Source organism: Allobosea sp. AAP35, assembly GCF_001295925.1.
Lineage (GTDB): Bacteria > Pseudomonadota > Alphaproteobacteria > Rhizobiales > Beijerinckiaceae > Allobosea.
Map to the genome: position 1 here is coordinate 1 of NZ_LJHQ01000013.1, position 10,133 is coordinate 10,133.

Annotated in this window: 12 protein-coding genes; 10 read left to right on the top strand and 2 right to left on the bottom strand. The window is 67.1% G+C overall.

From position 1 onward, the window contains the following. Window positions 1-256: 256 nt before the first annotated feature. A complete protein-coding gene (locus IP69_RS06165; protein WP_054141950.1) occupies window positions 257-847 on the top strand; it encodes an NnrU family protein in 591 nt (196 codons plus the stop codon). Window positions 848-877: 30 nt separating this feature from the next. Here IP69_RS06165 and IP69_RS21730 read toward each other — a convergent pair whose 3' ends face one another. Next, window positions 878-1,030 carry a hypothetical protein gene (locus tag IP69_RS21730; protein ID WP_156323316.1) on the bottom strand — a complete coding sequence of 51 codons (153 nt, stop codon included), beginning with the start codon at window positions 1,028-1,030 and terminating at the stop codon, window positions 878-880. A gap of 407 nt (window positions 1,031-1,437) precedes the next feature. Here IP69_RS21730 and IP69_RS06170 point away from each other — a divergent pair, with 407 nt between their 5' ends. Continuing rightward, on the top strand, window positions 1,438-1,680 hold the full coding sequence (locus IP69_RS06170; RefSeq protein ID WP_054141951.1) for a hypothetical protein: 243 nt from the start codon (window positions 1,438-1,440) through the stop codon (window positions 1,678-1,680). A 61-nt stretch (window positions 1,681-1,741) separates the two neighbouring features. Here the strand turns inward: IP69_RS06170 and IP69_RS06175 are convergent, their stop codons facing one another. Continuing rightward, the gene (locus tag IP69_RS06175) at window positions 1,742-2,398 is read right to left on the bottom strand and encodes a Spy/CpxP family protein refolding chaperone (protein ID WP_054141952.1); all 657 of its coding nucleotides are present in this window, start codon (window positions 2,396-2,398) and stop codon (window positions 1,742-1,744) included. Between the two features lie 179 nt (window positions 2,399-2,577). Here IP69_RS06175 and IP69_RS06180 point away from each other — a divergent pair, with 179 nt between their 5' ends. The 8 genes from IP69_RS06180 to IP69_RS06210 all read left to right on the top strand — a co-directional run bounded on the left by IP69_RS06180 (window position 2,578) and on the right by IP69_RS06210 (window position 9,742). Next, on the top strand, window positions 2,578-3,576 hold the full coding sequence (locus IP69_RS06180; protein WP_054141953.1) for a P1 family peptidase: 999 nt from the start codon (window positions 2,578-2,580) through the stop codon (window positions 3,574-3,576). Window positions 3,577-3,608: 32 nt separating this feature from the next. Further along, window positions 3,609-4,397, top strand: a complete 789-nt coding sequence (locus tag IP69_RS06185; RefSeq protein WP_054141954.1) for an ATP12 family protein — start codon at window positions 3,609-3,611, stop codon at window positions 4,395-4,397. A gap of 93 nt (window positions 4,398-4,490) precedes the next feature. After that, window positions 4,491-6,020, top strand: a complete 1,530-nt coding sequence (locus IP69_RS06190) for an acyl-CoA carboxylase subunit beta (protein WP_054141955.1) — start codon at window positions 4,491-4,493, stop codon at window positions 6,018-6,020. Window positions 6,021-6,030: 10 nt separating this feature from the next. Beyond that, window positions 6,031-6,234, top strand: coding sequence for a hypothetical protein (locus IP69_RS21735; protein WP_156323318.1), 204 nt, complete (start codon window positions 6,031-6,033; stop codon window positions 6,232-6,234). A gap of 159 nt (window positions 6,235-6,393) precedes the next feature. After that, complete coding sequence (locus tag IP69_RS06195; protein WP_054141956.1) at window positions 6,394-7,767, top strand: MBOAT family O-acyltransferase; 1,374 nt, start codon at window positions 6,394-6,396, stop codon at window positions 7,765-7,767. Between the two features lie 42 nt (window positions 7,768-7,809). Continuing rightward, the gene (locus tag IP69_RS06200; RefSeq protein ID WP_054141957.1) at window positions 7,810-8,046 is read left to right on the top strand and encodes a hypothetical protein; all 237 of its coding nucleotides are present in this window, start codon (window positions 7,810-7,812) and stop codon (window positions 8,044-8,046) included. Between the two features lie 190 nt (window positions 8,047-8,236). Then, window positions 8,237-8,659, top strand: coding sequence for an RNA polymerase-binding protein DksA (gene dksA, locus IP69_RS06205; RefSeq protein ID WP_054141958.1), 423 nt, complete (start codon window positions 8,237-8,239; stop codon window positions 8,657-8,659). 72 nt (window positions 8,660-8,731) lie between these two features. Beyond that, entirely contained in the window at window positions 8,732-9,742 is a 1,011-nt protein-coding gene (locus IP69_RS06210; RefSeq protein WP_054141959.1) for a sensor histidine kinase, read from the top strand. The last annotated feature ends 391 nt before the right edge of the window (window positions 9,743-10,133 follow it).

A 10,133-nucleotide genomic window follows, 5' to 3' on the forward strand; every position in this document is an offset into this window, starting at 1 on the left:
CCCGCCGCCGTCGCCCCCCTCCCCGTCATTCCGGACAAGCCGCGAAGCGGCGCCGCTCCGGAATCCATCGTAAGGCGCGGCGCTCTACGATGGATTCCGGGTCTTCGCTTCGCTCGCCCGGAATGACGGCGACGGAGGGATCACGGGCGCGGCGATTGAAGCAGCCCGCGAGCGCTCCTCACACTCACAAACCCATGGCCAAACCCCACCCCGCCAGTCCATGGTTGGAATCGCTACAACCTGAGGCGTCCCCCGCATGCTCGTCCTGATCCTCGGCCTCGTCCTGTTCCTCGGCATGCACGCCGTCACGATGAAGCGCGATCTGCGCGCGCGCCTGATCGAGCGGTTCGGCGCGGGCGGCTACAAGGGGCTGTATTCGGCCGTGTCGATCCTCGGCTTCGTGCTGCTGATCTATGGCTATGGGCTCCAGCGCGCGGCCGGCTACACGCCGGTCTGGGAGCCGCCGGTCTGGACGCGGCATCTGGCGCTCCTGCTCAACCTGCCGATCTTCATCCTGCTGGCGGTGGGCAAGCGGCCCTCCTGGCTCCTGTCGCGCGTCAAGCACCCGATGCTGCTGGCCGTGAAGATCTGGGCCACCGCCCATCTGCTCTCCAATGGCGATCTCGGCAGCATGCTGCTGTTCGGCAGCTTCCTGGCCTGGGCGGTGATGGCGCGGATCTCGGTCAAGCGCCGGCCCGAGGAGATCGCGCGCAGCGCCGCCATGGGCACCGTCGCCTTCGGCCGCAGCGACGTGATCGCGATCGTTGTGGGGCTCGCGGCCTATCTCGCCTTCGCGTTCTGGCTCCACCCGCTCCTGATCGGCGTGCCCGTCATCACGCGCGCCTGAACGGCGCGCGATGGCTGATGTCAGCCCGCATCACAGATGCGAGCCGACCTCGTCGCGAAAATAATAGCAGCCGAGGCCCAGACACCCGATCAGGATCGACAGCGCATAGGGCCCAAACAGGCTCGCGACGAAGACGACGCCGATGAAACCGCGCATCGCCCAGACCAACCATGTCGCCTTCATGGCTTTCCCCTTCTTGCAAATCACTGCGGAACTTTGTTTCGCAATCACTTCTGAAGCGTAAACGGAAACACGTGAATTGATCCTGAACAGGCAGGGTAAACGGCTATTTCTGCTTTGTTTGCCAAGGCGTTAGCGCCTGCGGCGAAAACATGGCGGGAACGTGAAGATGTCGCATCCGAGCCCTCATCCTGAGGAGCCGCGGCACGCGGCGTCTCGAAGGTTGCTCCAGTTCGCGCGGGATGCACCCACTGGAGCATCCTTCGAGACGCGCCCTGTGGGCGCTCCTCAGGATGAGGGCTGAGACATCCCTATGCGGCAGCGCCTGTGGTTGGGCACATGCCGCTTGCCCTCGCCTCACGCCGGGTTAAGCCTTGGCGTCCCAACCCTGGGAACGGGAATCACCTGCGATGACGAAGACCCTGATAGCGGCGCTCGCCCTCACCTGCCTCTCGACCTTCGCCCAGGCCCAGAGTTGCACCGCCCAGGCCGGCGACAGGAAGCTGAATGGCGCGGCCAAGACCAGCTTCCTCACCAAATGCGAGAAGGACGCCGGCGCGACCTGCGACAAGGCTGCCGCCGACAAGAAGCTGTTCGGCGCCGCCAAGACCAGCTTCACCAAGAAATGCGTTACCGACGCGGTCGGCACCTGATCGCGACATGAAAAAGGGCGGCTCTCGCGAGCCGCCCCCTGTTGGATGAGCCTGTCGTCGATCAGCCGCGACGATCGCCGCGATCGCCGCGATCACCACGGTCGTCGTGCCAGCGGCGCGGGCCGCGATCATCGTCATGGTCATGGCCGCGATGGTCCCGCATGCGCTCGCGCATTCGCTCCATGCGATGGCGCCCCTCGGCCATCGCCTCGCGCACGGCACGGCGCGCCACGGTCTTCTGCTCGTCGCTGAGCGTGGTCCAGAGCGGGCGCACGGCATCGGCGAGTTCCTTGGAGCGCGCGGCGCGCTCACCCTGGCGCCCCGACATCATGTCGAGCTTCTCCATGATGTCGGCGTCGCGGAAGTTCTCGCGCTGCTCGCGCATCGCCGTCCAGCCGGCCTGACGCTCCTCGGCCCGCTTCTTGATGACCGATTCCACGGTCTCGAACAGTGGCACCTGCTCGGGCCTCAGCTTCATGTCGGTGCGAAGCTCGGCCAGGCGCTCGTTGAGGCGCGCCTGCATCCGCTCGGCACGCTGTTCGCGTCGCTCAGTGCGGCGCTGCTCGCGGCTCTCGGAACGGTCAGAACGCTCGGAGCGCTCGGAACGCGGGCCGTCGCGGTCACCGCCTGCGGGCGGGATCGGCTGGGGCTGGGCGATCGCGAAGCTCGCGGCCAGCGCAGCGATGGAGGTGGCTGCGATCAGTGCGATAGGTTTCATGCGGATTCTCCCATGGAGGTCGTTGGATATGTCAGTCGCTGAGCGGGTCTCGAAGCCGGGTCGCGATGTCGCTACCTTGGGCCTGCTGCGCTGTCGCTGCGATGGCGCAATCATGAAGAGATCGTAATGTAACGCCCGATCACCCTTCGCGTTCCGTTCTCTCCGATACTGGTGTTCCCATGCGAAACCTCATCACCGATGTGCGCGGCGTGCTCGTCGGGCAGGCCCATGATGCCGCGGCTGCCACCGGCGTCACGGTCGCCCTGTTCGAGCGCCCGACCGTCGCCTCGGTCGCGATCCTGGGCGGAGCGCCCGGCGTGCGCGAGACGGCGCTGCTCGAGCCGGAAATGACGGTCGAGCACGTCGATGCGATCGCGCTCGCAGGCGGCTCGGCCTGGGGTCTCGCCGCTGCCGATGGCGTCATGGCCTGGCTCGCCGGCCAGGGTCGCGGCTTCCCCATCGGCCCCTTGCATGTCCCGATCGTCCCCCAGGCGATCCTGTTCGACCTGCTCAATGGCGGCGACAAATTCTGGGCGAAGGGCGAGGCGGAAGCGCCCTATCGCCGGCTCGGCGCGCAGGCCGTGGCGCAGGCGGGCGCCGATTTCGCGCTGGGCACGGCCGGCGCAGGTTTCGGCGCAACCACCGCCACGCTCAAGGGCGGGCTCGGCTCGGCCAGCGCGCGGGCAGCCACCGGGCAGACGATCGGCGCGCTCGTCGCGGTCAACGCCGTCGGCACCGCCACGATCGGTGACGGCCCGCATTTCTGGGCAGCCCCTTACGAGCAGGGCGATGAGTTCGGCGAGCGCGGCTGGCCGGCCTCCCTGTCGCCGGCCGATCTCGCCTTGCGCTTCAAGGGCGGCACCGGTCAGAACACGACGATCGCCTTGGTCGCGACCGATGCTGTCTTGACCAAGGCGCAGTGCAAGCGCCTGGCGCTGGCCGCCCATGACGGGCTCGCCCGCGCCCTGCGGCCCGCCCATGCCGCGCTCGATGGCGACATCGTCTTCGCAGCCGCCACCGGCCACAGCGGCGCGCCGTCGGACGCCTTCGCCCTGACCGAACTCTGCGCCACGGCCGCCGACGTGCTGGCACGCGCCGTGGCGCGCGGCATCCATGCCGCGACCGCCCTCCCCTTCGAAGGCGCGCTCCCGGCCTGGCGCGACCGTTTCGGCGGCTGACCGCGCCATGGAGCCGTGCTAAAGCGCGGTCCATGTCGACCGATGATTTCCTCGCCCGCTTCGGTGCTGCCGGCCAGCGCCAGCCCGATCCCGTCGCCGCCGCCCAGAAGGCGATGCGCAACGCCCTGCCCAGCCGCTTCTACGAGGCCGCCGCCGTGCTGGAGCGTGACGGGCTCTTTCATGTCGCGCTCGACGGCCGCACCGCTCGCACCCCGGCCCGCAACCCGCTGGCCGTGACGTCGCGCTCGGTCGCCGAGGCGCTCGCCGCCGAATGGCATGCGCCTAGCGAGAAGATCGACCCGGCCCGCATGCCGCTGACCCGGCTGGTCAATTCGGCGCTGGACGGCGTCGCCGACCAGCACGAGGCCGTGCGCGACGAGATCGTCCGCTATGCCGGCTCCGACGCACTCTGCTACCGCGCCGGCGAACCCCAGGAGCTGGTCGCGCGGCAGGACGCGCTCTGGGAGCCGATCCGCCTTGAGGTCGAGGCCAGGATCGGCGCGCGTTTCATCCTCGCGCAGGGCATCGTGTTCGCAGAGCAGCCGCAGACCACGCTCGAGGCCGTGGCCCGCCATGTCGCGGACATCCCGGCCCCCGTGGCGCTGGCGGGCGCCCACAACGTCATGACGCTGACCGGCTCGACCCTGCTGATGCTGGCGCTCCACTTCGGTCTGCGCGATGCCGACACGATCTGGGCCGCCGCCCATTGCGACGAGGATTACCAGATCGGGATCTGGGGCCAGGACGAGGATGCCGCCGAGCGCCGCGCCATCCGGCGGACGGAGTTCGACGCGGCGGTGCTGTTGCTCACGCAGGGCTAGCCGAAAGCCGCACCGGCCGCCGATGGACACAGACCGCGACGCCGCTTAATCCGGAAGCCACAGATCCTCATCGTCGGCTCCGGGGCGTCCCTCATGAAAGACATTCTCGAACAGCTCGAAGATCGTCGCGAAGGCGCCCGCCAGGGCGGCGGGGCCAAGCGCATCGCGGCCCAGCATGGCAAGGGCAAGCTCTCGGCGCGCGAGCGGATCGAGCTTCTGCTCGACAAGGACTCCTTCGAGGAGTTCGACATGTTCGTGCAGCACCGCTGCGTCGATTTCGGCATGGAGAAGGCCGAGAAGATCCCCGGCGACGGCGTCGTCACCGGCTGGGGCACGGTCAATGGCCGCACCGTCTTCGTCTTCTCCAAGGATTTCACCGTCTTCGGCGGCTCGCTCTCTGAGACCCATGCCCAGAAGATCATCAAGATCCAGGACATGGCGCTGAAGATGCGCGCCCCCATTGTCGGCCTGTTCGATGCTGGCGGCGCCCGCATCCAGGAGGGCGTGGCGGCGCTGGGCGGCTATGGCGAGGTCTTCAAGCGCAATGTCGCGGCCTCGGGCGTGATCCCGCAGATCTCCGTCATCATGGGCCCCTGCGCCGGTGGCGACGTCTATTCCCCGGCGATGACCGATTTCATCTTCATGGTCCGCGACACCTCCTACATGTTCGTCACCGGCCCCGAGGTGGTGAAGACGGTGACCAACGAGACCGTGACCTCGGAGGAGCTCGGCGGCGCCAAGGTCCACACCACGAAATCCTCGGTCGCAGATGGCGCCTTCGAGAACGATGTCGAGGCGCTGCTGCAGATCCGCCGCCTGCTCGACTTCCTGCCGGCCAACAACACCGTCGGCGTGCCGGAATGGCCGAGCTTCGATGTGCCCGACCGTGTCGATATGAGTCTCGACACACTGGTGCCGGACAATCCCAACAAGCCCTATGACATCAAGGAACTGATCCTGAAGACGCTCGACGAGGGCGATTTCTTCGAGATTCAAGGCGCTTACGCCGGCAACATCGTCACCGGCTTCGGCCGCATCGAGGGCCGCACCGTCGGCATCGTCGCCAACCAGCCGATGGTGCTGGCCGGCGTGCTGGATTCCGACGCCAGCCGCAAGGCCGCCCGCTTCGTGCGTTATTGCGACGCCTTCGAGATCCCGATCGTCACCTTCGTCGACGTTCCCGGCTTCCTGCCGGGCACGGCGCAGGAATATGGCGGGCTGATCAAGCACGGCGCCAAGCTGCTCTACGCCTACAGCGAATGCACCGTGCCGCTGGTCACCGTGATTACCCGCAAGGCCTTCGGCGGCGCCTATGACGTGATGGCCTCCAAGCATGTCGGGGCCGATGTGAACTACGCCTGGCCCTCCGCCCAGATCGCGGTGATGGGCGCCAAGGGCGCCGTCGAGATCATCTTCCGCGGCGGCGACGCGGAGACGATCGCGCGCCAGACCAAGGAATACGAGGACCGCTTCATGTCCCCCTTCGTGGCGGCCGAGCGCGGCTATATCGACGAGGTGATCCTGCCCCACGGCACGCGCCGCCGCATCGCGCGGGCGCTCGCCATGCTGCGCACCAAGAGCGTCGAGCGGCCCTGGCGCAAGCACGACAACATTCCGCTGTGAGGATGGTTTATTGCCATACCACACCGATCTTGACAGCGTTGCGCGGCGCATGACTTATGGTGATGTAGACAACAAATCGGGGGCTGATGATATGAAGAAACTCTTTGCGATGCTTGTTCTGTCGCTGTTTGCTACTGCCATTGCTGCCGAGACGGCATTTGCACGTTGCGGCACCAACAGCGGAAAGCGCTACTACAACGGAAAATGCGTCTGAACGCCTGCGCCTGACCGCGCTCATGGCTCGCCTCGTGCGAGCCATTTTTGCTGGCATGCCTGATAGGCGATTTCCAGGGAGTGCTGCTTCACAAGGCAAGCGGGTTCCCCGCATCGCAAATCTGCTCTATCCGGGCATCTCCTCGTCCCCGCCGGCCCAATGCTCTTCAACTCCTTCGCCTTTCTGCTCGCCTTCCTGCCGCTGGCGCTCGGCCTGCACTGGCTGGTCGAGCGTTTCGCCCCGGTCTGGCGGCTGCCGCTGCTGCTGGTGCTGTCGCTGGCCTTCTACGCCTATTGGGACTGGCGCTTCCTGCCGCTGCTGATGGCCTCGATCCTGGTCAACTGGCTGGTCGCGGAGGGTTTCCAGAAGACGCGTTCGGGGGCGCTGATCACGGCCGCCATCGTCGCCAACCTGCTCGTCCTGGCGCTGTTCAAGTACTTCAACTTCTTCGGCGATCTCGCCGCGATGATTCCGGGTCTGCCGGCGCCAAAGCTCGATCTGGCGCTGCCGCTCGGCATCTCCTTCTTCACCTTCCACCATGTGATGTACCTGACCGATCTGCGTCGGGGACAGGCGCCGCGCTACGATCTCGTCCGCTACGGGCTCTACATCGCCTTTTTCCCGCAGGTGCTGGCCGGGCCACTGGTGCGCTGGCGCGAGATCATGCACCAGTTCGACGAGCGCCCCTATCTGAGGGCCGACGCCGCCGAGCGCTTCGGACGCGGGCTTCTGCTGCTCACCGCCGGCCTCGCCAAGAAGGTGCTGCTCGGCGATCCGCTGGCCGAGTATGCCAATCCGGTCTTCGCAGCCGCCGCCGCCGGCCAGGTCGTCTCGGTGGCGCAGGCCTGGCAGGGCACACTCGCCTTCACCTTCCAGATCTATTTCGACTTCTCCGGCTACACCGACATGGCGCTGGGGCTGGCCCTACTCTTCGGGATCGTGCTGCCGCCGAACTTCGAGACGCCCTACCGCGCGGCCAGCATCCAGGATTTCTGGCGGCGCTGGCACATGACGCTGTCGCGCTTCCTGCGCGACTATCTCTACATCGCGCTCGGCGGCTCGCGACATGGCCTGCCGCGCCAGGTCTGGGCGCTGTTTGCCACCATGGCGCTGGGCGGTCTCTGGCACGGCGCGGGTCTGACCTTCGTCGCCTGGGGCGCCGCCCATGGCCTCGCCCTGATCATCGCCCTGTTGTGGCGCCGCGCCGGCTGGCCGATGCCTGCCGCGCTCGGCTGGCTGCTGACCTTCCTGTTCGTGGCGCTCTGCTGGGTGCTGTTCCGGGCGACGACCTTTGAGGCGGCGCTGGCGATCTACAAGGGGCTGATCGGCCTCAGTCCGCTCGGCACCGGCTTCAAATGGCGCGCTTTGCTCCCGGCCGCAGCGTTTGCAATCCTCGGCCCGACCGCATGGGCGCTGGTCCACCGGCTCGCACCCTCGCGCTGGCTCGCGGTCGTCGCGGCCATCCTGTTCGTGCTGATTCTCTTCAAGATCGGCGAAGACGCCAATTATGAGTTCATCTACTTCCAGTTCTGAGCCCGGCGCGGCGCGGGATCTGGCGAGCCCGTCATCCGAGGCATGCCGGGCGGCGTTCATACGCCGTTTCGCAATAGCCCTGGCCTTGCTGGCGGGGACGCTCTCAACGCCTTCGCCGCACTCGCGGCCCGCCGGCCCCGGACCGCGCTGATCGACTGGCGCATCGACCGCCCTGAACTGCACGACCCGAATCAGTTCCGCGATCCGGGTCATTACCGCCAGCCCCTCGCCCGGCTGGTGGAGGCGGACATCGAAGCCGCGCTGGCGACGATGCGCTGAGGATGAGCGGTTAAAACCCCGCTCCAGCCGCGCTGAAACGCCAAAACATGCCGCCTGAAAACAGCACCGGACGCGGCGTCCAACCCGATTGTGACCCGCCATGGTCATCGCTATAAGGGCGCCAAATCGGCGGCCCTCCCACGGCAATGTCGGTGGGCGCTGCGGGACGACCAACTCAGAGAGTGCGCCTATGTCGAAGCAGATCTCCCTCGACGCGGACTACAAGCCCACCGACGACGAACCGTTCATGAACGATCGGCAGCGCGAGTATTTTCGCGGCAAGCTGATAGCCTGGAAGGAGGAAATCCTGAAAGAAGCGCGCGAGACGCTGGTCACGCTGCAGAGCGAAAGCGAGAACCACCCCGACATCGCCGACCGCGCCTCCTCCGAGACCGACCGCGCGATCGAGCTGCGCGCCCGCGACCGCCAGCGCAAGCTGATCTCCAAGATCGAATCGGCCATCGCCCGCATCGACGAGAACACCTATGGCTATTGCGAGGAGACCGGCGAGCCGATCTCGCTGAAGCGCCTCGAAGCCCGCCCGATCGCGACGCTCTCGCTGGAAGCCCAGGAGCGCCACGAGCGCAATGAGCGCGTGTTCAGGGACGATTAAGCTGCCGCCCCCATTGCTGTTTGAGGGTCCGCCGGAGCGGCGCCTCAAACCGCCGATCGCGTTGGAGTGTTGATGACGACCACCCCGGAAGATCTCAAACCGCTTCTGTGGGAGCCCCGAAATCTCGTTCGCGCGATCGAAGCGGCCGGCGTCACGCTCTGGTCCTGGAATGTCGATTCCGACGCCCTGGCGATGGACGACCTCGCCTATGATCTCTGGGGCATTCCGCGCGGCATCGACGTCAATTTCGAGGACCTTTCCGCCCATATCCACCCGGCCGATCGCGACCGGGTCCGGGCCGCCTTCACCGCGACGCGCTCGATCATCGGCCCCTATGAGATCGATTTCCGGATCATCATCCGGGACGAACTGCGCTGGGTCTCGGCGCGCGGCCAGGGCAACGACGCCGGCATGGTCAAGCGGATCATGTTCGGCATCTTCATCGACGTCACCGGCCGCAAGCAGGCGGAAGAGGGCCGCGAGCTGCTCGCCGGCGAGATGAGCCACCGGGTCAAGAACCTGCTCGCCATCGCGTCGGGCCTCACCGCCATCACCTCGCGCTCGACCACGACGACCAACGACATGGCCCGCGAACTGACGCAGCGCCTCACCGCGCTGGGCCGCGCGCATGATCTGGTGCGCCCCGTGCCGGGGCAGACGGAAGCGGCATCCGCGCTGCTCGGCGACCTCTTGACCGTGCTGCTTGCCCCTTACGACGATCTCGGCGCCTTCAGCGGGCGCATCCGCGTCTCCGTGCCGCGCATCCGCGTCGGCGAGGCCGCGACCACCATCTTCGCGCTGGTCGTGCATGAATTGGCGACGAATTCGCTGAAATACGGCGCCCTGTCGGTGGATACCGGCACGCTCGATGTCTCCTGCTCGGCGCGCGACGAAGCCGTCACCATCGTCTGGACCGAGAGCGGCGGCCCCAAGGTCAAGCCGCCGCTGGGCGTCGGCGGCTATGGCAGCAAGCTGATCCAGCGCAGCGTGACCGGCCAGCTCAAGGGAACGATCGAATATGACTGGGCGCAGGACGGCGTGGCGGTGACGCTCCATGTCGATCCCGACCGCCTGGCGATCTGACGCGAAGCCCCGTCCCGCAACCGCGCTCCCCTCCCCGCGACGACGCCCATCCTTGCGCCCACGCCCAATCCCCGCCCGCGTCACCACGGGCGGCTTCCAAAGCGAGGGGCAGCGGAGCGCCGCGAGGCGCGAGGGTAAAGATCCGCATCCATTGAGCCAGGACGCGGCGCGGGCAGATTGAGCCACTGCCCGCACGCCCCGTGGCGCTCCGCTCATCGGCGTCTTTAAGTCTCCGGGCCGCGCTTATGGGGTCGAAAGCCATCCTCCGCCGCGAGCCTTTTGACGCCAGTTCCCCTCAGCGGGTTGTCGCGCCGTCAGGCATGGGACGAAGGCGTGAGCCATAAGACCTTTCCAGCGAGCTCCTCGCACAGGGGCCGTAGTACCCCCAGGG

Coding starts and splice junctions, on each gene's coding strand:
- IP69_RS06180 (WP_054141953.1), top strand. CDS start 2,578: ATGCGAAACCTCATCACCGATGTGCGCGGCGTGCTCGTCGGGCAGGCC.
- IP69_RS06210 (WP_054141959.1), top strand. CDS start 8,732: ATGACGACCACCCCGGAAGATCTCAAACCGCTTCTGTGGGAGCCCCGA.
- IP69_RS06195 (WP_054141956.1), top strand. CDS start 6,394: ATGCTCTTCAACTCCTTCGCCTTTCTGCTCGCCTTCCTGCCGCTGGCG.
- IP69_RS06165 (WP_054141950.1), top strand. CDS start 257: ATGCTCGTCCTGATCCTCGGCCTCGTCCTGTTCCTCGGCATGCACGCC.
- IP69_RS06185 (WP_054141954.1), top strand. CDS start 3,609: ATGTCGACCGATGATTTCCTCGCCCGCTTCGGTGCTGCCGGCCAGCGC.
- IP69_RS06200 (WP_054141957.1), top strand. CDS start 7,810: ATGCCGGGCGGCGTTCATACGCCGTTTCGCAATAGCCCTGGCCTTGCT.
- IP69_RS06190 (WP_054141955.1), top strand. CDS start 4,491: ATGAAAGACATTCTCGAACAGCTCGAAGATCGTCGCGAAGGCGCCCGC.
- IP69_RS21730 (WP_156323316.1), bottom strand. CDS start 1,030: ATGAAGGCGACATGGTTGGTCTGGGCGATGCGCGGTTTCATCGGCGTC.
- IP69_RS06170 (WP_054141951.1), top strand. CDS start 1,438: ATGACGAAGACCCTGATAGCGGCGCTCGCCCTCACCTGCCTCTCGACC.
- dksA (WP_054141958.1), top strand. CDS start 8,237: ATGTCGAAGCAGATCTCCCTCGACGCGGACTACAAGCCCACCGACGAC.
- IP69_RS06175 (WP_054141952.1), bottom strand. CDS start 2,398: ATGAAACCTATCGCACTGATCGCAGCCACCTCCATCGCTGCGCTGGCC.